Here is a 25,753-nt window from a genome sequence, read left to right as displayed (position 1 = left end):
CGGTGGCAACCCTGTGCCGCTTCCCGTCCATTTCAGGCAGGCTGTTATTAGGCAGGATAAAGCCGGCATCCTTTAGTACCTGTGCAAATTCTTCTGCAGGCGTCAGATTGTCGGTAGTGGTCTGATTCAGCTGAGAGACGGTATTTTCAGGAAGCCAGGGTTTTACCTTCTCAAGGTCAGCGTCTGGCTTTGCGAACCAGAGTTTTTCTGAACGATCATACTCAAGAGCATAATTTCCATCAGCCAGGCGTCCGGCCGCGCGAAGAGCGTCCTTTTTGTTATCTGGTGTGATAGTGAGGTAGGTACGTTTTTGCATAATCAGTTCCTGCTGTTATTCAAAGAACCGGCGGTACCACCACGGACGTCCGGTCAGCTGCCTGCCACGCAGGAATCTAACGAGTCGTTGCCATAACACAGTGATGGTGAAGCCGAAGAAGGAGAGGATCCGAAAAAAGATAATCAGAATCGTAACGGCCCAGAACGTGCTGGTCTCTGGCCACTGGAACCACGCAAAGTACAGGGCAAACAGGACGACGGGGATGCCAAATATTTCCAGCCGGCGTCCTGAATTGCGCCATTCGCAGATTTTCACATCGCCTCCCTCCGCGTAATTTCACGAGGGCTGATAACCGTCAGCAGCTCTTTGCGGTCAATACGTCCGCCCTGATACATGCGCCAGGCTTTATCGCTCATCCGCTCACCGCGTTCGCTGAGGCGGTTATCAATCCAGTCTTGCCACTGTGTGTGCTTAAGCTGGCCAAGTGACTCTTTCACTTCGTCATCAAATACCAGATATTCTCTGACAGACTGGCGTTTCCCGTCCGTAGTCCGAAGCAGGCGCTGGGTAATGACATACTGCAGATTGCTCAGCAGGTTCCACGCCATCGCTTCACGTTGATCCTCCGGAACCAGCATCAGGGCCCGGGGAATAGTCTCCCCGGGGGAGTTGGTGTGCATGGTGGAGAGGCAAAGGTGTCCGGACTGACCGTTCATGATGGCGCCACTGAGCGTTTCCGGGTCACGTATCTCACCCACGCCAATCACGCCCGGGGCGCGGCGCAACGTCAGGCGCAGATGTTCAGCGAATGAAGCGACGTCTCTGCCAATCTGCGATTGTTCAGGCATCAGAATCGCATCGGGGAAATTCAGCAGAAACTCAATAGGATCCTCTGCTGTGACTATCTTGCGATCGGGGTCATTCCTGGCGGTGTACTGATAGGTAGACGCCAGAAGGGTGGATTTACCAGACCCGGTTTCGCCGGTAATCAGGCCCAGACCCTTGTGAGGAAGCAGGCAGGGGAGTAAATCCTCCTCAAGCCCCAGCGCATCGAGCTCAGGGATGACCGTCGGGATAGTCCTGAGCGTCAGGGCCGGCACCATGTCGTAATCACCGATAGTGGCCTGTACAAAGTTACAGCGAAAGCGCAGGCTTTCACCGCGTTCCAGCCCATAACGGTTATACATATCACCGGTCAGCTGCAGTGCCCGGTCTACCCCTCTCCCGGCCTTCAGGTCGCCTTTGATCTGCTCCGAAAAGACATCATCCATCAGGCGGGTTAACTGTGGCGGTTCAATCCGAAACTCACTGGCGCGGACCTTACGGCCGTGCAAATCCACGACCAGTGGGCCGCCTCCCTGCAGGAAAATATCGGAAACACTGTTCCGCGCGCAGTGGACCAGAAAGGCCCGCAGGCTGTCGGCGTGCAGCCCGCCATGTTCGTGAAAATCAAATGCGGGTAGCGTCATTGCGCCCCCTTACGAATCACGGGCTTCCATTTGTTCTTGTCCACCACAAATCCGGCAGGATCCTGAATACGTTTGACCTTATCGCCAATCATCAGCTCATCCCGTGTTCCGGTGACGCTTTGCTGAGTTTCCTTCACATCCGGTGCCTGGATGATGCCCTGCTGCAGGAGCGTGGAGTAACGCAACATGCCGGTGTAATCGCGGGTCAGGCGGTTAAAGTTTGACTCAAGTGTCCGATCTGCACTCTGGCGGCCATCTTCCCAACCCTTGCGAACTGCGGCTTCCCAGACCGCCTTTTCCTTGCTGTTTTTGGGACGAACGCTGGCATCCGGTGCATCGATGCGCTTGTTGGCCAGACCCGGCAAAAGCCAGGTACGCCAGCCAGGTGGATTACTGACGAACCGGGCCGGGACCAGAATGTTGTACGTCCGGTATGCCGTGCGAATCTGGTCAGGCGTGACATGGGCCAGGTCTGCAGAGGTGGCTATCACCGGTGGCAGGTAGCCCTGGCGACTAATAAGTGGCCGGAAGTCGTACATTGCGCTGAGGGTGCTGTCCCGTTCCGTCAGTATCTGGCGTAATTCCCAGGCTCGCTGGGCTTTACCTCCCTGAAAACCTACGGTCTGCCCAGCATCATTGAGCATCTGCCAGACGGTGTCGCTCAGTCCGTTGTAGTCATTGGCGGCCGGATTCAGGTAATCCTGAATACTCCCGGGCGGAGCATCTTCTGCCAGCGCCGGCAGGGTGCTGAATAACAGCAGGCCGGCAAGTAACGATCGTTTCATGCAAGGCGACCTCCCTTATCAGGTAAGGCGAAATAGAGATGTAGCTCAAGCGGTTGCTGCTTCAGCGTGGCCCGCCAGCCAATCTGTGTTTCCAGCTGGCGGAGCAGGTTTTCGAAAGTGATATTGCTGACATGAATGCTGACAGGAAGTGGCAGTCGCACGCCACTGTAGGCAAAGTTCAGCCCACGCTGACGAGCCAGCTGGGCCAGAAGCTCGATGGCATCTCCTTCCCAGACAAGCGACACGCGTTCGCTGTTAGCGGTAAATGAGGCAGCAAGACGGCCGGGAGTCTGGTTAAGTGCACCGTCGAGATAAAGATGTTGTTGTATGTTACGGAGTTGAGAGGCATCCGCGGATGCCTGCTGAACGGTTACAGATGCTGATGGTGTGCGCTGCGGCTGACAGCCGGACAGCAGAACGCATGCCATCGCGGCAAGAATGGTTATCTTCATGTTGAAAATTCCTGAATTAATACGGCATTAAATGTGCGTAATCATGTGGAATGGGGGATAAAAATGGTGCTGAACGAGGTGAGATAAACTCCTGTAGTCGATTTAGGAGCTCAAACCAGATGAATTGAACCCCTCATTTCAGGAGTAAGTAACCAGGCTAAATCTACCGGGTGAACACCCGTAAGAGGGCAAGGGATTTGACGTTACAGTGAAAGTAGAACCAGCAGGAACAATGAAATTTATCGCTCCTGATTTACTCCAATTAGAGTTAGCCGTTCCCGCTCCGGTTATCATTCGGCCATCAACAATACCCGTCAGTTCCCATGTATTTCCGCAGTTATCACCATCTTTGATTTTCCTGTTCACGGTTGATGTTCCCCCCGAAGCGTAAATCGTCATTGGCCTGCCGCTATTGTTGACTGCTGTATAGGTGGATACGAATGCACCGATTGAAGAGTAGCTTCCGTTGTAGTTAGCACCTGATACCCAGGCGCCGTTTTGACAGGAAAGTATCCCGCCTGAAGCATCACGGCCTACAAGGCCATTTGGTGAGCATGAAGTGCCCGCAGTAGCAACTGCATCGAGCTGGAGAAATTCACCTGTTGAAAGCCGTCCATCGGAGCGAACGGTACCACCTCTTACCTGCCCACCGGTGTAAATATTTTTGTTATTTACGGAGCGTATCCAGTCGTTGTCTGACATGTAAAAACCGCCTCCATGGTCTTCATTCAACCACCCCTTGCCGGATTTAGTAATGAGCCAGCCGCTCTGACTCCGGACATCGCTCTGTGACGTCACGGCGTTGGCCGTCACCGTACCGCTGAAATTACCGGTTTCGGCGTTCACCGCTTTAGCGCTGTTAAGGTTATTGCCGTTCATATCGATACTGGTGTGCATGCGATTCAGGTCAGGGCGGCCATTTACGGCAAAACGGTACAGGCGATCGCTTTCTTCAGCACCACCTGCCAGGGCATCTGATGTCAGATACGTCACCAGGTGTCCCGTCTGGCCACTGAGACCCATACTGGACAGATTGACCTGCCAGCCGCCACTGGCACCGTTAGCCACGTTGGCCGGATAGAGATAGCCACCGAGACCTGAGGTGTTCTGGGCAATATAGCGCTGGGCTTTAAAAGACAGTTCCTGGCCACCGGCAGTTAATACAAACGCGACCAGTTTGTCGGTTTGTGTTGGGTTGCGCGTTACCGTCAGAACATAGTTCTGTGCGTTGCTGTTAGTTAGCGCGAAGCCTGCAGGCAGATACCCTTTATCGCGAAGCGTCTGACCCGTCACTGTAACATTACCCCCGCCTTTGACCTGGTTTAACAGGGTGTCGTAATTGTCCTGAATGTAAAGACGTGCGCCCTGATTAACTGTCCCAAGATGAGTGGCCGTGATGGTCCAGTTCTGTTCATCAAGATAATTGGCGTATCGCTCCATACCGACTGGGGCCGCGAGCATAACAATACCCAGGACCAACGCCATGGAAAAAAGTGATACCCCCCGGTTGATGCGGGGTCTGGCATTTTTCTTTTTCATAAAGCACCCGTTAAAGTCGGTTGTGAGAAGTTCCCTGCGAGAACAGTCAGCAGGGCGAACAGCCATGGGGCGTAAGGCTGAGCCCGTCTACGGGTCAGTAACGCTGTAATCACAAGCAAAAGGAGCGCCCAGCCGCTGAGAACGCAAGCCTGCTGCCAGGGAAACCAGGCACAGAGAGCAGCAATCAGATGTACATCTCCGAGGCCAAAACCTTCTTCTCCGCGAAGACGCCAGGCGATAGCGTGGAAGGCATAAAGCAGGGTGAACATGACGCAGCTGCTTGTGAGTGCCTGCATCAACGTAAGAGAACTGCCCGGCAGGAAAGTAAAAAGCAGGCCTGACAGCCAGAATCCAGTGGTATAGCGAAACGGCAGCCAGCAATTGCTCATATCCAGCAACACCATCGGTATACCCCAGGCGAGAAGAGCAATGTATCTGCCAGCATCAGACCAGGTGATGTGCTGGTTAATGGCACTCAGTGTCAGCATCATTCCCGTGCAGATAAAGGTAACGGTGATGACAGTAATATGCTGTCGAGTCAGATCAGGTCCATCATTCTCAAGTAAAAAATTTCGGGCCTGGTCTGTGAGCTGTCGGGCACTCACGGCAAGCCCCCCTCCGCAAAATGCAAGAAGGAGTGCATCCGCATAAAGGATCATCACGAACCCCCTCCCCGGGACGCCATATACATGGCGTAAATCTTTCGGGCATAAATCATGCGACGCGGTGAGTTACCTTTTGCAAATCCGGCGTTGTAAGAGCCCAGACATTCCCAGTTAACACCGCATTGCTGCAGATGTTTTGCCAGGATCCATGCACCAATTTGGACGTTAAGACAGGGGTTATCTAGCAGGTCCTGTTCACTATTCAGGATCCCCATCGCCCGCAGTTGAGGGATTTGGCGTTCGTTTATTTGCATAAGCCCAAAATCACGGCTGAGTAACTTTTTACCGTCCATATTCTTGCCGATTATGCCGGGTTTCATGCCACTTTCTACCCGGGCAATGGCCCGAAGAAGAAGGGGGTCAACCCGATACCTGGCGCCGGCTTCGTTAAAGCAGAATGCCTGTGCGGTAACGGAACTCAGCATGGCTCCGGCGAAAGCCACACATAGCAGGGCGTGTTTGAAGGAAAACCACATAAGAATGCACTCCAGAAAAATGCCGGCAGCAGAGCGCTACCGGCAAGGCGGGCATCAGGTGTTGCTGGTAAACGTCAACGTGTTCTGACCGACGGACCCGTTATCGGCGGTGCACTGAGCGCCAATGGCGTTTGCAGCGACCGGACCGTTATTGGTGGTGCCGTTCACCTGGGTGGTGACCACGTTAGGCGCTGCGCTCATTTTGGTAGCAAGCGTGATGCAGGCTTCCTGTGGAACAGCGGCGTAAGTCAGCGAGAAGGTGGATTTCTGCCCCCCGGCAGTGGCTACCGGTAGCAACGTCACCGCGCCCCCCCACAGATTCTGTAACTTCGCAGTGCCGGAAGATTTCGTACCCACAATCGTCATGTTGGCTGGCGCGCCACCAAACTGGATCATGGCACCGGTCATATCATCGGCACTGTTGAAGTTATAAATACCGGAGGTTTTGAGCATTGAACGGGCATTACTCATCAGCTCCGCAGAGTTGCTAAATTCCGTGCTTGCGTCGTTTCGGTTAAACAGGCCGCCCCCCTGAGTCATGGCGATGGCCAGAACGACTAGCGCAATCACGATATAAATAGCGGCTTCCATCAGGGTGATGGCCCCGCGATGCACAGCCGAACGGGATGGAGTTCGTAGAAGTTCCATACTATTTCCTTTAGGTTTGAGAGAAGTGAGTCGCTTAACGTGCGATCACTAGGTCGTTGAGGCTTTGTGTGGCAATGACAATCAGGATCATGTAAGCCGCGTTGGTGGCCAGTGCGAAATTTGAAAGCACGGTCGCTGTTCGCTTGATCCTGATTACGGTTTGCGCCAGCCAGGCATGCGCAAAATTTTCAATGATGATTTCTGCGTTATCGCCATCGGTCAGCAGAACCAGTTTGTCGATGGCGCGGGGGGAGGGAAAATCGTACCCGGCATTACGTAATGCAAGCCCCAGATGATTCCCCTGTCTGACCCGGCGTTGTGTGGCTGCCAGGCGCTCATACAGCCAGGGAGGGGCATAACGACCCAGAATGTCAATTGCGTCATCCGTTTTAACGTTTGCCCGCATTAATGCGCTGAAGTTCAGTAAAAAGGCCACGCCCAGAACATCACGGTAAACGCTCCAGGGCAGCATTCTGTCCAGCACATGTTGCCGTGTCTTTCCGGTCAGGTTGGGCATTGACCAGAGTACAAATGCAACAAGGAATACTGTGAGAAGCCCCAGAACAATGGCGTTGTTTACAAAAAACTCAGAGAGTGAACTTAGCCACCAAAGGGCCCCCTGCCAGCTTTGCCGCGGGGCCAGGGATTCCAGTCGGGGAAGGAAGTACTCATTCACCATCTTCATCATGGCAAAAGTAGTACCCATCAAAAGACCCGGATACGCCAGGGTGGAAATCACGGCTGTTTTCATCTCGCCCATACCTTTCACCACGATAATTGCGCGGTATAGCGCGGCAGCCAGGTTTCCGTCCTGTACACCAGAACTGAGAATGGCTGCTTCCTGGAGAGGAATCCATGAACTTAATCCCTGTTCAACAGACTGTCCCTGTCGCAGAGCGGAGAGCATGTCTTCAAGGCAGAAGACTACCGGGGGACGTTTGCCTCCGTAGCTGGCAATCATGGCCTGAAGAGCCTTTTCGACCTTCAGGTTGTTATCGAGCAGAAACGCAAGGTCTTCATACAGTGTCAGACGGTCGGAGGTGGAAAATGTCTTTTGCGCCAGCCAGCGGCCGGCGCTGGAATTCAGCTGGTCTGAGGAAGGGATCTGTACGCGCAGACGGTTCAGATTTTCACGCAAGCGGGTCATCATACTGTGCTCTCCCGGGGAAGCAGGGTCAGACTGTCCTCATCCAGCGGGCTGATATAATCAGCGTCAATCGGGTCAACCAGCCCCTCATGGAGATAACGCATCAGATGCTGCCCGCGTGTGATCCCGCCGAGCTCGTTCACCCAGTAACTTCGTGCGGCGAGCTTACCATTGTGACGGAAGAGCTCCATGAAGCGTGCATCCGGACGAATCACTTCCGCAATGACCCGGCGGCCCGTTACCCCTTTGTAGCAATGCTCACAACCATCCTTGTGACGGAAGCAGAGTTTTTCGACTTCGCAGAACTGCGTCAGCAAAGCTAACTGGTCCTTATTAAGTTGTGATTTAACCTGCTCCCAGCGCTCTTTGCAGTGCGGGCAAAGCAATTGCACCAGACGCTGAGCAATAAGACCAATCATTACCTGTGGGTCAGCAACCTGGCCCATTGGTATGTCCAGGGTGTCTGTCAGACGGTCCAGAATCCCCACAGCGTCGTTGGCATGCAGTGTGGTTTTTACCAGGTGCCCGGACTTAGCTGCCGTCTGAGTGGAGCGGACAGAGTTAGCATCGCGAATCTCACCCACCACCATGGCATCCGGGTCCAGACGCAGGGACGCAGATATTGATCGTGTCCAGGCACGGTTAACGGCATCCGGGTCGCTTTTGTCCGCGATTATTGGTGTTTGTACAGCTCCGGGAATTTCGCCTTCCGGCGGGTCTTCCAGTGTCATCAGTCGCTTGCGATTGCCAGTTGCCGCCAGGTACATGGCACTGAAGGTGCGCAGCGTCGTGCTTTTCCCTGAACCGGTTGGACCGGAGAGGGTTATCACTCCTTCAGGTCTGGACAGCATGCGACGAATGAGCGACTGCTGCTCCGGCAGAAAGCCTAGCGCATCGAGTGTAGGAGGCGTCTTACCATCATCCGGTAAGATACGCATCACCACATACAGACCAAACTCAGCTGGCGTATGAGCATAACGGGCACCAAAAAGCCCAAGCCCCTGCAAAAATTCCTTACGTACACGGCCATCCTGTGCGCGGTTTGCGTTAAAGCTTTTCTCCGCCACATCGCACATGGACATCACGATCGTGGAGGCCAGTGTCATTCCTTCTTCAACATCCAGTTGGGTGATGGTCTCCAGATCGCCATGCACACGGAACTGCACGATCGTGACGTTATTCATCCCGATGAGCATATGAATATCGCTGGCTGATTTTGCTTTGGCTTGGCGGAAGAAGTTGATTATCTTTTTTTGCTGCTCAGAGTGTGCGCTGGCGTTGCTTTGCTCCCTCTGGATGCTGCTTTTCAGTTCCATCAGTCTGTCGAGCTGAATGCGTTCTATCTGCAGGCCCGGGTTAGCTTTTAGCGTTCCGGCAATCACAGACTGAACGCTGAGCGAATTACTGTGCGCCTTAGAGACAAACAGCACTGGTCCCTCGACGCGTTCGCGATCAAGGAACGTATATTCAGTGGCTGAATTACTGTGCATCAACGTTACCCCGCAAAAGAAAGCGACATCAGTGATTGGTTGTTACCGGAAACGACGACCTCATTGAGAGTGATCCGCTTCACCACATAGTCGGTGCCGGGAATGCGATTGCCTGTCTGGACAGTGACCTGGTTGCCATTACTGAGTGACAGTACGGCCAGATAACCGTTTCCGGTTCCGGTGATTTCCACGATTTGCGGCGGCACAGCATCCTGAGTGGTTCCCTTAACATCCGTTTTGCCATCCAGGGATGGTGGCGCTGGGTTGAACGGCTGATCCAGCGCGCGGTCATAGCCGTTTTGCTGAAGTTCATTCAACGCCTTGGCGCGTGCCAGCTGCGCTTCATACAGGACTGTTTCGGCCTGAATGGATTCAAGCTGTCCGAGGTTTAATGCCCGCCCGGCTTCAGCCCGGGTGAAGGTTGTCGGTTGCGGAATATCAACAGGTTCAGCATGTTCAGGCGCTGATTCAGGTGATGGTGCCGGTGGCAGGGTTGTTGTCGGTGTTGCGAAGACACCGGGTGACAGCCACAACAGGCAGAGCGCCCATGTGGCTTTCCGGAGATTAGTTGGCATAGAGAAGTCCCTCAATGGTGTACTCCAGACGATTGTTTTTGAGCGTGGTCATGATGCGTGAGGCTCTCATCCCGCTGCTGTTAAAGCGCGTGGGAGCAAACAACCTGTCAGGGGGAATGTCGGTAATGAATGTGAAACTGAATGTACGCCATGGAAGGCTTTGCACATTACCTTGCGATAACTGCGTGTTGGTAGTCAGTTCACTGATGCGCAGCTGGGCGTTGATACGCTGGGCGTAACTGGTCAGATGCTGGATTTGCAGATTACCCGGTAGTAAAGGCTCCGGTGTCGCTGGCGGTGATACAGGTACTGACAGCGTGAACGAAGCATCATCGGCCCGACCCGGGATATTGAACTCAGGTTGAATATCCGGACCGTAGATAACGGGGAGTCGGGCTGCGAAATCCCCAACAGTCCCGCCGCTTGGTAGTGTGTAGTGCAGAGCGATATTTCCGTCAGCCTTACAGGTCGCGGTATTGAATACCCACCCAGCAATCGAAATCTGCGCTGCTTTCCACACCGTGCTGCAAGCACTCAACATCTCCGGAAATCGGGGTTGCCTGGCCCAGGGCTTCAGGCTGTCTGCCGTGGCGCTACCTTCCTGGTGCTGCCTGGCCAGTAACGCAGCCTGGGCCTCAGCCACCCGCACTTCTTCCCGATGTTGTTGCCAGGCACTGACAAGCAGGTAGCTGCTCACAATGGCCATCGCGGCCACGGCCCACATCCACAACACCTTTTTATTGTGGGTCTTTCGCAGTCGGCTGCGTCTCAGGCTGGCTCTGTTTTCAGTCAGTGCAGAAAGCGACTTTTCTTCTGTCTGCAGATCGGGGAAAAAGCCTGAAGGTGCAAACACAGTCCAGCCGTCCGGCGGTGCGGGGGAAATGCTCAGGAAATTGGACACGGCCGTCCGAATACTCTGTTCATCGCCCACAATATCGCCGAACGGTGACAGCATGCCGTTACTGACGGCTACAAACCAGTACTGGCCAGACGGCAGCGTAATGACGCCATAGCAGTCATGTGGCAGCGATGGCAGAGCGGTTAGCGCCAGTGAAGCCAGCTTATGCCTGCCGGACTTGAGTGCTGTTTTGTCCGTTAGTGCCACAGTGCCGAGCAGTGTTCCCTGAGAGCGTCCATCGTCGGTCAGCAATTCCGCCCAGTGAGTGGCATCAGCTTCTTTCGCTCGCAGGCGCATCCCCCGATGCCCGCGTAAAGGCAGGTACTGCCAGCTGAGGCCTGCAACCTGCCAGACGCCTTTGGTCTGTAGTGTCCAGGTCGTTTGTTGTTTCATGGCTTACCCCAGAATGATAGGCGTGATAAGGATGACGAGCATGGTTTTGTTTTTCTCGCCGTTCGCCCCACCACCAAGTCCAAAGAAACGGAAGCTACCTACGCCCTGACGATTGGCCGTGTCATTCAGTGACTGATAGCCGCTCAGCACCAGGGTCTGCCCGGACTGCATGATGACGCGCTGTGTAAACGTCTTCAGACGCGTTTTCATCAGCTCGACTGAGGTGGTGTCACTGGTAAAGGTGCGCATCGTTGGATCATCAGACATGTTGATCGCAAACTGCAGCTGCATCTTCGGAGACTTCGGCATTAGGAACGGCAGCACTGTCATGTTGAAGCCAGTGGTGATGGTCGATTTAGTGATGCTGCTTGATGAACCGACGTTTGCCGTATTTTCCGTGGTGACGTTTGAGGCATAGTCCTGCTGCAGGGCAACCTGAATTGGCACCGCTGACAGGTTGGTGGTCATACTGGAGGCTTCGGTCATCACACTGACATTGGCCTGCTCAGAGAGGGCTTTAACAAACGCTTTTGTTCCGGCGCCTTTGCCATCCAGAATGGAGACGCCACCGCTCAGGGCATCGGAGGCGGCGCCGGTAAATGCGTTAGTCAAAGACAACCCGACGCTGCCGCTGTTGAAGACGGCGTTCCAGTCGATGCCCAGTTGGTCCTGTGTGCGTTTTTCGACGCTGTAGACCTGAACGTTGAGTACGACCTGGCGGTTGAGCTCTGTATTGCGGTCATCGATGTAACGGCCAATCTGCTCCAGAACACGCGGCGTATCGGTCACTGTCAGTACGCCGGCAGAGAGATTCATACGACCGGTATCCGGCGTTAACATTGTCTTGATGGTTTTCGATACGTCCTCATACAGATTTGATTTAATTTTCATCTCCGTTGACTGAGAGGTGTTGGAGTCTCCCTTCAGTCCGCCGCCACTGCTGTCACCGGTAGCCCCCATGGATGACGTGGTGCCGCTGACTGTGTTGGAGCCAAAGGACGCATCGCTGTCCATGAACATGACCGGGAAGGTCCGGGTATCGAGGTAGAAAATAGCGATACGGCCATTCTCAAAGCGCGATGATAATCCCAGCCGGGTAGTGACGTTTTCGAGCATTCCGCTCACTTCACCCTGCCAGAACAGACCTCTGAGAACATTGCCCGAAGCAGCAATCGGCGCAGGGCGTGTCTGCGGGGCGCCGAGCGAAGCCAGAGGGACCATGCCATTTGCATCTGGCGCCGGAATAGGTCCGCTCAGTTGCTCCGTCTTGCCACCGGTTGGCGCCATCATCGCCAGCGCATCCGGTGTGACGACGACCGGAATTTTGCAGCGCTTGCTGATATAGGCGCTGACTTCGGCCAGCGTAATGTTGCCCGGTCGATTAATTGCCACTTGGCACGGAGGCATCAGGTTTTTACTGCCTGCTTGGGTATTTAAGGGATAGGGGTTGATCCACTGGGATGACAGGTCACGAACGACAGCGCCGCTTTTCAGCGTCTGCATGTGTTTGTCAGCCTGCTTTTCATTTGCGGACACCTGATTATCTGTCCGGTCAATGCGGTCTAACGGCGCGCATCCGGTTAGCAACAGGCAAAGCGCCGTCGCCAGCCCGGTGAGGGGGAGGTATTTTTTCATTGTTGACCTTACGGTGAGAGAGGATTAGTTGAGATAGACCAGGCTGCCGTCTGCGATACTCGCGGGTACTGCAACCTGCATATCATTCCCGGCACTGTCAGTAAGACGGCGGGCAGCGACCCGACCAACCAGAGCGCTCTGCCTGGTTTGAGCAAGAAGCGCTGACATCAGTCCCGGTGTATCCGGCTGCCAGACATAAACCCGGCCGGCCTGCAGTACGTTGTGTAAATCCGGTACGGTTGACCAACCGAGAGAGCTGTCAGGAATCGTTCCGTCCTGCTGCGAAGGGTTCTTATAACGCCAGTCATTAATCTCGTTGATGTAGCTGACTGTCTGCACAGCACGTTGGTTAAGTATGCTTTCCTGCAGCTGCAGACCAGCCTGATCGTCAGGAGGGACATTTACCCAGATAATGAATCCCAGAAATGCGGAAAGTATCCAGTAGATCATTATCGCTCCTTACCGGGACTCCCCGGAGGGTGTAGCAACAGGCTCATCAGTGAATTTCCTTATCATCAACCGATACGACGCATTGTGCGCTACGAACGCCAGCGTAAAGCGGTACTTGTGCCCTGCCATAGAGCGTGAACAGCTTGTTCAGGACCTCCCGGAAATTACCCTCAAACTGAAGCGGAGCATCAACCCGGTAGTTGACTGACGTCAGCCAGGCAACAGTCCAGTTGTTCACACCTGGTGTGGCGCATTTTTCTGTGGCAGCCCAGTTGAACAATGCGTCTTTCAGCGTATTACCGGCATCGATGCGCCAGATTTTGGGTAGGGGAACCGGTTTGAGGACCGGAGCTACTTTAGGGCTCATCGGTTCATTAACTGGAATTTTTCCAGCTGGTGAAGTTGATGTGACCTTATCTGCTGTTCCCCTGGAATCACTGAAAGGATTTCGGGGAGTAGCAGTGCCAGGTGGCACTGAGGTTTTCACGCCAGAAGATGCCGTAATGGTTTTAAGCAGCTCCGGGCGAGGGAGTTGAGAAGATGCCGCCGGTGGACTGGCTGAGAACGCCGGTGTCCGGTATGCCACTGACACCTGTTTATTAGACCAGTCGATGAGTGCCACCCAGCCATGCTGCTGCAGCAACTGCTCAAGGATATAAGGCCACTGGTCGTTAGCGGTCATGCTGAGCGTTGAGGTAAATTTCCGCTTCAGGTCAGCTGAAATTATTGGTGTCCATCCCTGCGGAATAATGGCTTTTAGCATAGCTTCCAGCTTCAGATTCCGTGAGTTGATCCTTACGACTGAATAAGGCTCCGGAGTCCCCAGCGATTTGATAGCAGATAACCCGCGTAGCGTTCCTGTGGTTGATGGGGCTGGAGCCTGGGTTGATGTGGGGGCGGCGGGGCTGGCCACCGGTGGAGATTTGGGTGTAATAGTTCGGGAAGCCTGCTGCAGGTTTTTCTGTGCCATGGCAATACGCTGCAATTGGGTGGTTATCTGTCCATCCACGAATTGCCGGGCATCAACGTCAGTCTGCTTTTGGTGAGACATACTGCAGCCGCCCAGTAATACCGGAAGCAGCATAGTGGTATGAATGATTTTCATAGGCTTTATCGTCAGTGAAGTGCCGTGGGAAGTGATGCGCTGGCGGAGAGGGTTAAGCACAGGTGGTCTTGTCGGAATGCCTGGATGTCCTCCTCTGCATTATCAATTTCGGTGCGTAAAGCAGTAAGGCTACTGAGTGGCATTTTCTCCGGTGCTTTGGCTCGAATGCGGCAGGCACGTTTAAATGCAACGATTGCAGCTGCGCGGCGAATATTTAGCTCGCGTAGATCCCGATCGGTAACGGTTAAACTCATGTTGTATGCCCTCAATGGTAGGCCTTACTGACCGGCCCGTTATCAGGCAGCCAGATGTCCCGTTGTTGTGGATTCCATTCATCTTCCGGAAGAGAGGGGATACCGATATGCAAGGTGCGGATAATGCGATCTTTTGTCAGATTGAGTTCCTCCCTGGCGTATACCACCTGAAAGCCTTCTCTATGGAATGTCGTTTCTGCATCGAGCTGCTCCTCATCCTTTTTGGAAAAAAGAAGCTGGAAGGTGATTGGCTTAACCATATTTCCGACGGAGTGAAAGGCATTCTCAGTGCGGGTCAATTGCAGCAGATGCCTGCGGTCTCCTTTCCTTCGGTTCATCAGCTCGGAGGTGATGTTCTCTGGAAAGCGGCAGACTGTGTGCTGCCAGCCAAGTTGAAGTAGCGTGTTGAACGCGGATCTGAAACGAAAAAAGTCGCACTGTTCTGCCGCATAAGCATGGTCAAGCAGCGTAGCGAGCGTGTCCGTCACGCAGGTGGCTTTATCTGTCTTCTCAAGCAATTCGCGTAGGGTGGTGAACTCTGAAGCCATGCCCCGAAAGTTAGGTTTATCGCGGCCCATATCCAGCCAGTCAGAAATAAAACGCCGGCGGGCTTTTTCCGAGGGAAATGGAGAGTCTTCTTCAGCAGTTCGTAGTGCTACCAAAATGCACCAGAGCAGGTGCGGAACAGAATTATCAACGGGGTACACGGTGTTGTCCTTCAGTAAATGGCACTACCTGATTCCGGCAATGGTGCCTGGTCTTTCATCCGCCAGAGGAAAGACGCCAGCGCTGGCAAACCGGTAAAAAGGACTGGGGGTCCATGACGGGACCGGTTCAGGCACCATTGCCGGGACCCGGCGATGGGTATCAGGGATAGTGTATCTGGGGGAAAAAAAGCCCCGGCATAACACCGGGGAAAGGGTACTGGACTGCGGGGGTAAGGTCAGAATCCCTGCTGTCCGGGCTCGAATACCAGATTCATCAGGAGCGCAACGCGTGAGACTGGACGGGTTTCCTGATCCAGATTCAACAGATATTGATATTGAGAATCAGAAAGCCGCGTTTGTGAGGCTGCTTCGAGTTCTTCTGTAGCGCTCAGGTTCAGCGTTGGGTCCGGATGAAGTTTCATCAGTCCGGTCACTACTGATGGTTGGAGTGGTGCTATCTGCGAACCGTTCATCACAAAACTGCAAAAAGCAGAGTGACGCCGGATGATGTCCACAGGCTGTGTGGCCAAATTGGCCTTAAGGAAAAAGTAACCAGGAAAGAGTGGTGCGATTCGCCGACGGTAACTGCAAATCTTGTCCGAGCGGCGAATATAGCTAACTTTTAATGGAGTCCAGGGAGTGACATCAAGATCTGAAAGCCAGGAGAAAAGGTTTTCGCGGTTCTTGCCGCCAGTAATGTACTGAGCAAGATACCAGTTTTGTCCGTTAAGTTTTTCTAAATCCATCATGCTCTCGCCCGAACCGATCCCCGTAAGGGTCATTCTGTATCCGGAGGAGCCGAATACACTGGGCGATAGCGTTGAAATAAGGGCTGTTTCTCTCAGCTCCCTGCAATTCTGACAGTGTTATTGCTCAGTATATTCTTAGTTAGGATGTGCCCTGTTCTCTTGGCGGTAGAACGGGGGAACGTCATGCATATTATTCAAGAGGGGACATCAAGTCAAGCATGTTTGATTTGATGGATGGTTGCATCATTCCAGATGCCCAAGTGATTTGTATCATGTCCTCTACATAACGAGGTGAGACAGCATGGTCCCTAAGCGACTAAAAGCAGCAAGAAAAGCCGCAGGGCTATCACAGAAAAAGCTGGCTGAACTAATTGATGTAGATGGCAGCAATCCTCGCTCTCGACTATCTAATTATGAAGTTGGTCGGTTCACACCTTCTTTTGATGTTATCGTCCGCATCGCAAAAGCACTGGATTATCCGGAAAGCTACTTCTACACAATTGATGACGATGTGGCAGAAGCTATCCTGAAATACCATCGGGATAAGAATAGCGATGCCCTCAACCCGTTTTATGACGCTCACGATGATGCGCGTAAGTGCAAGGCATCGCTGGATGAAGCCAAAAAAATGGTTGAGCGTCTTCTGGAGTTCATCAGTAAATCCGCAGGTTAACGGACATTTTATATATGCGTCTGAGTTTATTTATCTCTGCTCTTGGCGGGGAGAAGAGACGTGTACCGATTCAATGCGTTGGATCATACGAGAACAGTAATAGGCAATATAGTGCCGTCTTGGCACTATTAATTCTTCAAAAGGAATGGCATTATGAAAGGTTTTTATGAAGAAATTGGCAACGCGGTGTATGACCCTGTTGCCGGCATCCGAATTGCCCCTTTGCAGAAGGGAACTGCGCTGAACAGCTTTGGTACTCGCATGGATGAGGGAACAAAGGTTAGTTGCCATGTGCATACGCAGGGTGACGAGTGGTATTCCATGCTGGATGGGGAAGGCGTTATCTACCTTGCCGATCTGGTCGATGGCGAATTGAAGAATAAGCGGCATTATCCCGTTAAAAAAGGAGACACATTTTGCATCTCCGGTAATACTGCGCATCAGCTGTGTGCAAAGACACAACTCGATTTTATTTTCTTATGCCCTGATTCACACCTGAGCACGGACAGAATTGTTTTAGATGACCTCTGCTAAGGTAATATACGGTGATGATGTGTCAGGAGCTGTTCTGGCACATATCGGTGCCAACCTTTTTCTCTAATAAAATCGATAAGCATTCGCGTATTAGTAACTCCCGCTTTATCATATATCATAGCAATTATGTTTTTTATATATCCTTCAGAACGATTCATTTTTATTGCAATTTCCTTTCTGCATAAGTGAGATCGCAAATAGAATATAATCATCCACTCTATTTCTGAAAATATAATGCTCGGAAGCGTAAGTAATAAAGATTCAGCCTTGTCTCCTTTTGTATAAAAACGCAGAGATAAATGTTCGGCTTTACGACCATGGAAAAAAGTCCCAACGGTTTTTCCAGATGAATCAGGGAAAGGTGTTTTATCAAAGAAGTAAGCTTTAAGCTGTTGCTCTCTTCCAAAGGGGTGAATTTCTAGTGAACTTCGACGTTTAGCTGTTTTCTCAACAAGACGGTCATGCGCCTGAAACATCGAAGCGTATTCTGATGTAGTGGCGGGAAGTTCGCTATCTAGTCGGCCTGTGACATTGTATCCCTTGGGTAGGTTGAGCAAGTCATGGTATGCCTTATTAGCATATACAAATGTTGAGGAAATATCTTTAACTCCGCACGGTTCATCCAGATTATCCATATAAATTTGGAAGACGATGGGGATTTCTAAGTGTGTGTAGTTATGATTGAAATATTCGTTATTGATTTTTCGAGACATGTTCTTTTCCTTAATTAGTCAGAAGGAAAATGTAGTATATAGGTGTTCAAAGCTATTTCATTAGTGAATCAGCGCAGGAAGGTAATCCCTGTCGTCTGGAAGTAGTTTATGGGGGCGGGTGATTAAAAATAGGTGCAGAATGTACCGGTACAAGTTGCACCTATTTTTCTCTAAATTAAAGTGGTATAGTTACATATTACCTTTAAACAAAATATCGTAACCGATCGATGCAAATCTGGGCGGTACGTATAAGTGCCATCCTTTGCTGACACCGAGTTCCAGCAGTGCATCTTTTGATGAAGAGCCCGTCCTCAGAAATAAACGCGAGATAACATTTCTCACTGAAATCTCAGAAATCCCCAAAATTCAGCTGCTTGATTTCTTAGCAAACCGCGAAACAGCAGGAACAGAACATCCCACTCCCGTTTAGTGAAGATGTCCGTTGGAGGAGAGAACGTTGCTTCACCATAGAATGGTTTTTCCAAAAAGTACCCCATAGAAAGCCGTTCGAATGGCTTCAGATGGAACACCGTACCCACGATACGACCACTCTCCTCAAAAAAAGGATATTTTTCAAACACAAAGGAGCGGTAGTTTTCTCCAATTAACAGCGTTCCTACAGCTTCGAGGCGTTGACCTGTCTGCATGACTTTTTGGTCGTGAGCGATCAACCTGCCAGCCAAAGAGGCTAGTGCCGGGATGGCCTCATAGCTAAATCTCGTAATGTCTTTACTTATATCTTCATGAATTTCAAGAAAATTAAAGTATGCCTGGTTGGCGTAAATGTAGCGACTTTGGGCATCTTTAACCCCCCATGGTTCCTCACTTTGCTTGAAAAAATGCATAGCCTGTTTGGATATTTTTATTGGCGTCGGTTTGTCTGGTGTGCAAAGAGTAGTCATCGTTTTCCCACTCTTAAGTGAACATAATGTTGGCATTATTAATTTTAGCTCCCTAAATATTGATGTAGATCAATATTTAGGGAGCTAATTAGCCTTAAGTCCTGTGTGGAGAGGATGTTGCGAGGGCGCGTGCGAGATCTTCAGAGCCATGAGTGTACTTTATGATTTATAAGGATATTTTATTTGGCTAAGTTGATGGGGATCGTTCTGCTGGGATCCATTTGTTGCAAGCGGATAAAAAAAGGGTAATATTTGCGGATGATTATCAAGGTCTGGTTTGTAATCAACTGGCCTGCAAAAGGATTAAAGACAGTGCGGCTTAAGGCGGCATAGTTTAGTTGGATGGGCATATCCTGAAATGCCCAAAGGGAAAAGGCTCCTGAACATCGGACCTTAAATGCAAAAACCCCCCGAAATCTGCTCTCAACTTGGCGGCTGGATCAGATATCAGGGGGTCAAAAGCAGGCGCTGGCCTGTGAGAGATTATAACGCATGCAACTCAGAAAACAATACCTGTCCGCCATAAGACCGGGCGGGTGTGGCTGAACAAAACTTCACCTATTACCGACAGGTAAAAAATCCTTTCCCTAAATTTGCAGTGCCGAAGAAAAAAGGCAGCGATGAAGAGAAAGCGACTCTACCGTTTAACAAGAAGCTCATGGCCAAGGCCGCGGGCTTAACTGAACGATTTGCCTTTGCTCTCTTTGTTGCTTTTGCCCGCTCACAGGGTAAGCGCTTCCGCATGCCCCCTCCGTTAAGGTTGAGGGCGCTGGAGGCGTTAATACAGGCTATCTGCTACCACTATGACCCCCTCTTAAATCGCGTCAACGCATCGTTGACGACGATAGCGATAGAGTGCGGCCTTGCGACTGAAACGAAGAAAAGTGGCGTTTCGATCACTCGTGCTACCCGCGCGCTGCGGTCGCTGGCCGAGGACTTCGGCCTGGTCACTTATTCCATGAAAAACTTCGACTCAGAGATTGGCTGCTATATGCCGACCGATATTACGTTTACGTCTGCGTTCTTCGAAGCTCTGGACATTTCTCCTGAAGCAGTGGCCGCGGCGCGCACTAGCCGTGCCGAGTGGAAGAACAAGCAACGCGAACGCCGCGGTCAGTCCCGCCTTGATATCGGTGAACTGATTAGCCAGGGCTGGAGCAAGTTCCATACTCGTTTCAAAGAGAACCGCCTGAAGCGAAAGGCTGAAGGCGAAGAGCGCGCTCGCGCCAAACGTGATGCCGAGCGCTCCCGTAAGGAAGTCGAGCTGTCCGTTCGTGCCCAGGTTAACCGTGAAATCCGCCAGGGAAAACATATTAGCCTTACGTTCTCCGGCGTCAAAGAGCTGATAGAAGAGCGGGTCATGATACGCATGGTCAAATCGCGACGATATACCACCCGGCTTTCGCCAGCCTAGCTCCTCTGTTTTCTGCCTCCGGTTAGTTTCGGAGGTCTCCGCACGTCCCCTGCCTGCGGTTGCTCAATAAATGTTCACCCGTTCACCTATACTCCGGACACTCACTCCATTTTCGGCGTCAACTATCACAGAAATCGACCAGATTTCGCCGGCGCCGACGTCGATTTATAGTTATGCACATTTAACTGCAAGACACCTTCGGCAAATTGTGCTCACCGAAGCGCTTTACAGACCGCCACTAGTCTTTTAAACCCCCTGTAAGACCTTTACTCCTTTAAAGTAAATAACTTATTCGCTCGCTGTCCTGTGGACAGCTAATAATATCCGCCCTTGCAGCGAGCTTTGCTCTCGCCGGTTCGAAAAAAAAAGGTACCTCCCATCGCTTCGCGACGGGCACCAGGATCATGGCCAAAACGTAACTCCTCCAATCCACTCTGAACAGCGCCCCCCCCCCCCGGGCCAAAGGCCCGGGAAAAGCACCGCTGTTAAAATTGATGTTGTAACTAGATTTAAAATCGCTTTAAGTGGTGCAACTGGAAGGTCTGGTGTAACACGCCCGTAAGCGGCCCTCACGGCCCGCTAACGCGGAGATACGCCCCGACTACGGCTTCGCCTTGTCGTGACCACTCCGACGCCGCACAAAAGCTTCTGTATCGCTTTTAGCGGGTTTTGGTCTGGCAGGGCGTAAGGATGGATTGGTGGAACCTATCAACACCGTAACCGGCTGCGCCGGGCTACGGCGCCACTCACTCACAGTGCCATATTCAACATATGCTGGCGCCTCCATGACGCTTCGCGTCATTCAGTGGACCGGCTGCGCACTGCTCGCCTGTCCGGGATGCATATGATATAAACGATTGTGTTTATAAACACTTCTGTGGATATCGTTATGCTGCTGACCGACTACATTGACAGCGTGTACGGAACGGCGCGCGGAAACCGTGCGCGTTTTCTGAAGGACAACCCGGATATCCTTCCCCAAGAGCTGAGCCGCTGGCTTAAGGCTGGCCTGAAAATCAGGCCTGAGACGGGCGAAATCTACAAGCCCGTATCACGCCGCGTCAGGATACCGTCGGCGGTTGCCGCCGGGGCTGGCGTCTTTCTCTCTGACGACCTGCGTGAACGTGTCGCGTCACTGGCCACCGCACAGAACGTGACAACTGATGCCATGCTCAATGCCCTGGTGGAGCGCGAGGAGCTGTGCCGGAAACTGTCCCTTCAGACGGATAATGGGGTTCTACGCCGGAACCGCCGAAAATTCCGGCATGCAATTTTTTAGTGATCTTTCGGAACCTCGATTACACCATCAGCAATACCCTAGGCCAGTCGCTCCATCCATTTCGCAAAACGAAAATAGCCAAGATATTGTAGGCAGATGTAGGGGTTGTAAGTGGGAAGTCGCCAAAATTTTGCTGCAACGTTAATTGGTCGTCGGCGTATCAACTTTGCTAGCAATTAGACCGTCTGGCGGTGCCGTGTCAGGTCGATAAATCCCGCTATATTCATAAGCCATGTCTGTTGTGCCATTGTATAGCTAGAATGAAGTCCCTGAGGAATAACAAGCTGTACTTGCTCAGATTTCATTTCATTCGTCTGGTTTTCACTTATACTGGGTTCCAGCGTCAGCAGATGTTTGTTTGGAATGCGTGCTGCCTCATTCAATATTTGCCTCCAGCGATCTTTACAGGTCGATTTAGACGCCAGCATAGTCAGTCTGGCATGAGAAAATTCCGAATCGTGATAATGCGAAATACCAGGAAAGATGAAATCAGGCTTGAGGTTGTTTTCTGTTACTCCGGTTCTGGTATATGTGACACCGTGATCGGAAAAGACCTGTTCCAGGTGATTCTCAAGCGCAGAACCCGCTCTTGATTTACGGCGCTGTAATGCACTTTGAACTAATTTTATGAATGGTTCTGTATCTTCTATTCCTGCCTGAGTCAGGCTACGCAACTTCTCACCTAAAAGATATTTTTCGAGAGTGCGGAACAAAATTTCTTCACGCTCCATCCAGACAAATAATGCAACATCAGGGTCGTCCTTACTGGAAAGGTCTCGAACAGTACTTCTGGCATAGGAAGAAAATTCGATTGTTTTCGGGAACGAACCATTAAATTTATCCAGCATTTGATCTAAATAGTTAGGTGCTTCCTCTTCAGCCTCAACACCTATTTGTTCAAGTATAACTCTGGCCGCAAAGCCAATGCGATCCTGTTCCGTTTCCAGTTCTGATTTGATGGAAAAACCAGGATGAGCAAGTTCCGAAAATCCAAACAACCACATTATTTGTCGCTCAATCGTGGTTCCATTCTCGGCCACAATAGCCAGTAGTGAGTCGTTTGCCAGCCTGGCTATTACCAGCAGGTCTCCTGCTGAAGCGCATTGTGATACAAGATTTGTCGGGAAATAGAGCCTGTATTCCCAACGCATGACATGGCGCTCAAGTCTCGCTCTCTGACGTGCGTCGTACCACGTCAGAAAGCCATCCTCGACCACAGGCTCATCATCCAGGTCTGTAAGATACAAAAATTTTGCAGAAAAACGTACTTTTCCATCGGGTTCTCCAAGGATATCCCGCAGGCCTTCAACTCCGTTAAACTCATGCTGGTTTGAGCGAATAACATCAGCTTCAACTGCACTGAGACGTTTGAGTGCCACACCTTCGAAATACTGCGACAGATAACCTTGCTTCATCCCTTAATCCTGGTTTTTTCGGTTTTGATTATATTACTATATCCGTATCATCAGACAAAAAGCGAAGGTTGAGCTCTGCCAGTACATTCCTGCTCAAGCATCTTCTGGATATACGGAACCATTATACTAGCCACCTCACGCATTACAGGCATTACCACACTATTTCCGAACTGACGATAAGCCTGCGTATCGCTAACGGGTATTCTGAACGTATCAGGAAACCCCATTAATCTGGCGCACTCACGTGGAGTCAGACGACGAGGGCGTTTATTTTTACCCTGGTAAACAAGAATTTCCGAACCATCTTTATAATATCTGGCTGAGAGTGTACGGGTAACACTGTCCGGATAAACCATGCCAAAACCGAATCCGTTTCCAGCAGCCCTATGTTTTTCTGCATAAGCCTGTAAATAAGCCCATAGTTTTGGGGTTAACGTGTATTTTGGTTGTACTACCTGCTGTTTATGATTAAAGAATCGATCCTCATCCCAGGGGAGTACAGGTTCACTTCCATCTGTTTTATGTAGAATAGAATCCAGATGAGGTCCATCTGCCGGGAGTTGAAGAGCATCCCATGAAAAATCCGTTTTTTCCCTGAATCCAACTATTATAATCCTCTCTCTGTGCTGAGGAGTAAAATGTTGTCCATCTATAATTTTGTAGTGTACGTCATAACCCAGTTCGTCCCTGAGAGTCTTAATAATTACATTGAAAGTATTTCCTTTATCATGCGAAAGGAGATTTTTTACATTTTCCAGCAAAAACGCTTTGGGTCTTTTGGTTGCTATAATTCTGGCAACATCAAAAAATAATGTTCCCTGTGTGGTACATTCAAAACCATGTGGGCGTCCAAGAGAATTTTTCTTACTGACACCGGCAATGCTGAATGGCTGACACGGGAACCCTCCGAGTAACACATCATGGTTTGGTACATTTTCTGCCGGAAATGGCACAATGTCACCAATGAAAGGATGATGATCGCCATAATTTTCTATATAAGTTTTTTTGGAGAAATCGTTCCATTCACTGGTAAAAACACACTCTCCCCCGTGAGCTTCAAAACCGAGTCGAATGCCACCAATGCCGGCAAACAGATCAATAAAACTGAAACAATTGCCACTTTCAGCAGAGTCACCTGCAGGTTGCTGAAGCAAATCTCTCAATGCAGGAACCAGCATTGTTGGACATGGCGTTTCTCCCTTCTCCCAGCGTCTTACTGTCTTAGTATCTTTGCCTACATGTTCAGCAATTTCTCGTTGGGTGTATCTGCTACGGGCCTGCTTTAAAAGCTCAAGCGGCTGCACATGCGTCATTTTTTCTTCCTCTGGGTATAATTGGGGACATTATGACCCATTAAAATCCCGCAAACTAGGTTTTTTTCCAAAAAACTGGAAAAAGTCCCACAGGAGATTTCTTATTCAGAGGGAATACACCGGAATTACCAAAATCTACTGTCTGTGGTTTTTAGTGAACTTTTGGAACCCCAATGACGCCATCAGCAATCCCCTGAGCCAGTCGCTCCATCCATTTCGCAAAGCGAAAATATCCAGGATATTGCAGGCAGATGTAGTCCATCTGCACCTTTGATGTGCTGTCCATCACCCGTTTAAACGCCTCCATGTAGTCATAACAGCTCTGCAGTAATTGTGCATCACCATCCTCTGTCAGAGGGAACTGGCTGGCATAGTCATGAACTATTTTCGCTAATTGTTGCTGTTCTGCTGTCAGATCGATCATTTTCATCCCCGAATTTGTGGCTCCGGACCCTTAGGACCTTAATGAAGTTTTTTTTCGACAGTATTATCTGGCTGGCGGTCAGCTCCCAGCTGTCGTTTAACTGTGGTCAACAGCTGCGGCGCAACATTCCAGCGGGCACCGCTTTCGGTATGGACTGTCACCGTTTTTTTATTCAGACGGATCAGAACCCCGGTCACGGTTTTCCCGTCTTCAGTCCGGAAGCTGACCACATCCCCGGGGCGAAAATCCTCCATGCTTTGCCGGATTCGCTTGCGCTGTAACATATTGAGTCTGTTAACAATAAGATTGTGTAACGTTATCAGCACCTCTTCAGGCATATCATTAATGAATTCAGCATGATTAATTGTCTGCCCGGTGTTTCCCGATGGTGTTTTTTTCATAAAATTAAGTCCGGTTATCTCATCAGCTTATTCATCGTCCATATCCGGGCGAAGCGTCCAGGTACTGCCACCAAAAAGAACGCTTCCCACGATTTTCTCCCAGGTTTCTGTTTCTGCGAGACTCTTTTGGGGTTTGAGGCTCAGTGGAACAGTAACTGCCGTTAAGAGGTCATTTTAAATAGCCAAAAATTAACCAGCCAATTTACATTGTGAATTGCCTCTCTTGGCTGCCATAAATGAGATAGCCAGGTTGGCTCTACTCATTTTGGCCGTTTGCAGAGCAAAAGACGCAATTGATCTCAACAGATTGATTTAGCTGTTATTGACCACTTAATTGAACCGCTTAACCGTCTTTTTGGTTCCACTACTCCCCAAACCCCTAAGTAGTATCGCTGGAAGTCCTGAGTGACACGCCCGTAAGCGGCCCTGACGGGCCGCATAACGCGGAGATACGCCCCGACTGCGGCTACGCCTTGTCGTGACCACTCCGACGGCGCACAGAGGCTTCTGTATCGCTTAAAGCGGGGTATCGCCTGGCAGGGCGGAAGGGATTGATTGGCAGAACCTGTCAACAACGTAACCGGCTGCGCCGGGCTACGGCGCCACTCACCAGTAAAGCTGTATTCAGCACCGGCTGGCGCCTCCATGCCGCAAAGCGGCATTTAATGACAGGCTGCGCACGGCTCGCTTGTCCTGAGATTAAAAAATTCAGATAAGGGGTCTGAAGTCCAATCGTACGAAAACGTACGTTAGTGAAGTAACTGTCTGATATATCAAAACATAATGGACATAGAAAAATGACTGATGTTCACCCTGTTAGCAATATGTTTGCGAACCCACTGTATGTTGTCGACGGTTTGGAGAGGGGAATCGTCCACGTGCCCTTCAGGCTAGCAGCCTTGTGAACTGATGCCGTGGCCTTCAGAAAATAGCAAAATTGGCCACCAATTGTACTTAACGTACGTTTTCGT

The 25,753-nt window shown here is 51.0% G+C and carries 29 protein-coding genes; 4 read left to right on the top strand and 25 right to left on the bottom strand.

Annotation, left to right across the window (positions count from 1 at the left end):
* The 19 genes from BL249_RS03795 to BL249_RS03710 all read right to left on the bottom strand — a co-directional run.
* A partial coding sequence (locus BL249_RS03795; protein WP_241898831.1) for a DUF5710 domain-containing protein occupies nt 1-316 on the bottom strand: 316 nt, incomplete at its 3' end.
* Nucleotides 317-331: 15 nt separating this feature from the next.
* Nucleotides 332-592 (bottom strand): IcmT/TraK family protein, encoded by a 261-nt coding sequence (icmT, locus tag BL249_RS03790; RefSeq protein WP_099704535.1) that lies wholly within the window; start codon nt 590-592, stop codon nt 332-334.
* Complete coding sequence (gene traJ, locus BL249_RS03785; protein ID WP_099704536.1) at nt 589-1,746, bottom strand: plasmid transfer ATPase TraJ; 1,158 nt, start codon at nt 1,744-1,746, stop codon at nt 589-591. Before traJ ends, icmT begins: the two co-directional genes overlap by 4 nt.
* Nucleotides 1,743-2,531: a type IV secretory system conjugative DNA transfer family protein gene (locus tag BL249_RS03780; protein ID WP_099704537.1), complete on the bottom strand. Its 789-nt coding sequence runs from the start codon at nt 2,529-2,531 to the stop codon at nt 1,743-1,745. The genes traJ and BL249_RS03780 overlap by 4 nt, the downstream gene beginning before the upstream one ends.
* Entirely contained in the window at nt 2,528-2,983 is a 456-nt protein-coding gene (locus tag BL249_RS03775) for a DotD/TraH family lipoprotein (protein ID WP_099704538.1), read from the bottom strand. Before BL249_RS03775 ends, BL249_RS03780 begins: the two co-directional genes overlap by 4 nt.
* A 138-nt stretch (nt 2,984-3,121) precedes the next feature.
* A complete protein-coding gene (pilV, locus tag BL249_RS03770; protein WP_199073428.1) occupies nt 3,122-4,522 on the bottom strand; it encodes a shufflon system plasmid conjugative transfer pilus tip adhesin PilV in 1,401 nt (466 codons plus the stop codon).
* Nucleotides 4,519-5,013 carry a prepilin peptidase gene (locus BL249_RS03765; RefSeq protein WP_158233714.1) on the bottom strand — a complete coding sequence of 165 codons (495 nt, stop codon included), beginning with the start codon at nt 5,011-5,013 and terminating at the stop codon, nt 4,519-4,521. The genes pilV and BL249_RS03765 overlap by 4 nt, the downstream gene beginning before the upstream one ends.
* 167 nt (nt 5,014-5,180) lie before the next feature.
* Nucleotides 5,181-5,663, bottom strand: a complete 483-nt coding sequence (locus BL249_RS03760; RefSeq protein WP_099704540.1) for a lytic transglycosylase domain-containing protein — start codon at nt 5,661-5,663, stop codon at nt 5,181-5,183.
* Nucleotides 5,664-5,717: 54 nt separating this feature from the next.
* Nucleotides 5,718-6,311 (bottom strand): type 4 pilus major pilin, encoded by a 594-nt coding sequence (locus BL249_RS03755; protein ID WP_099704541.1) that lies wholly within the window; start codon nt 6,309-6,311, stop codon nt 5,718-5,720.
* Nucleotides 6,312-6,345: 34 nt separating this feature from the next.
* Nucleotides 6,346-7,461 (bottom strand): type II secretion system F family protein, encoded by a 1,116-nt coding sequence (locus tag BL249_RS03750; protein WP_099704542.1) that lies wholly within the window; start codon nt 7,459-7,461, stop codon nt 6,346-6,348.
* On the bottom strand, nt 7,458-8,948 hold the full coding sequence (locus tag BL249_RS03745; protein WP_099704543.1) for a GspE/PulE family protein: 1,491 nt from the start codon (nt 8,946-8,948) through the stop codon (nt 7,458-7,460). The genes BL249_RS03750 and BL249_RS03745 overlap by 4 nt, the downstream gene beginning before the upstream one ends.
* Before the next feature lie 5 nt (nt 8,949-8,953).
* A complete protein-coding gene (gene pilP / locus BL249_RS03740) occupies nt 8,954-9,523 on the bottom strand; it encodes a type IV pilus biogenesis protein PilP (protein WP_099704544.1) in 570 nt (189 codons plus the stop codon).
* Nucleotides 9,513-10,814, bottom strand: a complete 1,302-nt coding sequence (pilO2, locus tag BL249_RS03735; protein WP_099704545.1) for a type 4b pilus protein PilO2 — start codon at nt 10,812-10,814, stop codon at nt 9,513-9,515. The genes pilP and pilO2 overlap by 11 nt, the downstream gene beginning before the upstream one ends.
* Before the next feature lie 3 nt (nt 10,815-10,817).
* Nucleotides 10,818-12,449, bottom strand: a complete 1,632-nt coding sequence (gene pilN / locus BL249_RS03730; protein ID WP_099704546.1) for a PilN family type IVB pilus formation outer membrane protein — start codon at nt 12,447-12,449, stop codon at nt 10,818-10,820.
* Between the two features lie 24 nt (nt 12,450-12,473).
* Nucleotides 12,474-12,899, bottom strand: coding sequence for a type IV pilus biogenesis protein PilM (gene pilM / locus BL249_RS03725; protein ID WP_099704547.1), 426 nt, complete (start codon nt 12,897-12,899; stop codon nt 12,474-12,476).
* A 46-nt stretch (nt 12,900-12,945) separates the two neighbouring features.
* Entirely contained in the window at nt 12,946-14,004 is a 1,059-nt protein-coding gene (locus BL249_RS03720) for a toxin co-regulated pilus biosynthesis Q family protein (RefSeq protein ID WP_099704548.1), read from the bottom strand.
* Between the two features lie 11 nt (nt 14,005-14,015).
* Nucleotides 14,016-14,258 carry a hypothetical protein gene (locus tag BL249_RS18605; RefSeq protein ID WP_143354777.1) on the bottom strand — a complete coding sequence of 81 codons (243 nt, stop codon included), beginning with the start codon at nt 14,256-14,258 and terminating at the stop codon, nt 14,016-14,018.
* Between the two features lie 11 nt (nt 14,259-14,269).
* Nucleotides 14,270-14,965: a hypothetical protein gene (locus BL249_RS03715; protein WP_143354776.1), complete on the bottom strand. Its 696-nt coding sequence runs from the start codon at nt 14,963-14,965 to the stop codon at nt 14,270-14,272.
* A 236-nt stretch (nt 14,966-15,201) separates the two neighbouring features.
* On the bottom strand, nt 15,202-15,711 hold the full coding sequence (locus tag BL249_RS03710; RefSeq protein WP_099704562.1) for a transcription termination/antitermination NusG family protein: 510 nt from the start codon (nt 15,709-15,711) through the stop codon (nt 15,202-15,204).
* Between the two features lie 304 nt (nt 15,712-16,015).
* On the opposite strand from BL249_RS03710, the gene BL249_RS03705 reads away from it, so the two are divergent.
* Entirely contained in the window at nt 16,016-16,387 is a 372-nt protein-coding gene (locus tag BL249_RS03705; protein WP_099704550.1) for a helix-turn-helix domain-containing protein, read from the top strand.
* A gap of 153 nt (nt 16,388-16,540) precedes the next feature.
* Nucleotides 16,541-16,921: a cupin domain-containing protein gene (locus BL249_RS03700; RefSeq protein WP_099704551.1), complete on the top strand. Its 381-nt coding sequence runs from the start codon at nt 16,541-16,543 to the stop codon at nt 16,919-16,921.
* On the opposite strand, the gene BL249_RS03695 is transcribed toward BL249_RS03700, so the two are convergent.
* Complete coding sequence (locus BL249_RS03695) at nt 16,918-17,634, bottom strand: helix-turn-helix transcriptional regulator (protein WP_099704552.1); 717 nt, start codon at nt 17,632-17,634, stop codon at nt 16,918-16,920. The genes BL249_RS03700 and BL249_RS03695 overlap by 4 nt on opposite strands.
* Nucleotides 17,635-17,972: 338 nt before the next feature.
* The gene (locus tag BL249_RS03690; protein WP_158233076.1) at nt 17,973-18,536 is read right to left on the bottom strand and encodes a PAS domain-containing protein; all 564 of its coding nucleotides are present in this window, start codon (nt 18,534-18,536) and stop codon (nt 17,973-17,975) included.
* Between the two features lie 538 nt (nt 18,537-19,074).
* Between BL249_RS03690 and repA the strand changes: the two genes are divergently transcribed.
* Nucleotides 19,075-19,950, top strand: coding sequence for a plasmid replication initiator RepA (gene repA / locus BL249_RS03685; RefSeq protein WP_099704554.1), 876 nt, complete (start codon nt 19,075-19,077; stop codon nt 19,948-19,950).
* An 889-nt stretch (nt 19,951-20,839) separates the two neighbouring features.
* The gene (locus BL249_RS03675; protein ID WP_199073426.1) at nt 20,840-21,229 is read left to right on the top strand and encodes a hypothetical protein; all 390 of its coding nucleotides are present in this window, start codon (nt 20,840-20,842) and stop codon (nt 21,227-21,229) included.
* 176 nt (nt 21,230-21,405) lie between these two features.
* Here the strand turns inward: BL249_RS03675 and BL249_RS03670 are convergent, their stop codons facing one another.
* From BL249_RS03670 to BL249_RS03655, 4 genes are all read right to left on the bottom strand, one after another.
* Nucleotides 21,406-22,644 (bottom strand): type II restriction endonuclease, encoded by a 1,239-nt coding sequence (locus tag BL249_RS03670; RefSeq protein ID WP_099704499.1) that lies wholly within the window; start codon nt 22,642-22,644, stop codon nt 21,406-21,408.
* 50 nt (nt 22,645-22,694) lie between these two features.
* Nucleotides 22,695-23,957 (bottom strand): DNA (cytosine-5-)-methyltransferase, encoded by a 1,263-nt coding sequence (dcm, locus tag BL249_RS03665; protein ID WP_099704500.1) that lies wholly within the window; start codon nt 23,955-23,957, stop codon nt 22,695-22,697.
* Nucleotides 23,958-24,108: 151 nt separating this feature from the next.
* The gene (locus tag BL249_RS03660; protein WP_099704555.1) at nt 24,109-24,381 is read right to left on the bottom strand and encodes an arylsulfatase regulator; all 273 of its coding nucleotides are present in this window, start codon (nt 24,379-24,381) and stop codon (nt 24,109-24,111) included.
* Nucleotides 24,382-24,419: 38 nt separating this feature from the next.
* Complete coding sequence (locus BL249_RS03655; protein ID WP_099704501.1) at nt 24,420-24,782, bottom strand: hypothetical protein; 363 nt, start codon at nt 24,780-24,782, stop codon at nt 24,420-24,422.
* Between the last annotated feature and the right edge of the window lie 971 nt (nt 24,783-25,753).

This window comes from Erwinia sp. OLFS4 (assembly GCF_002752165.1).
Lineage (GTDB): Bacteria > Pseudomonadota > Gammaproteobacteria > Enterobacterales > Enterobacteriaceae > Izhakiella.
This window is presented reverse-complemented; position numbering and strand designations above follow the sequence as displayed.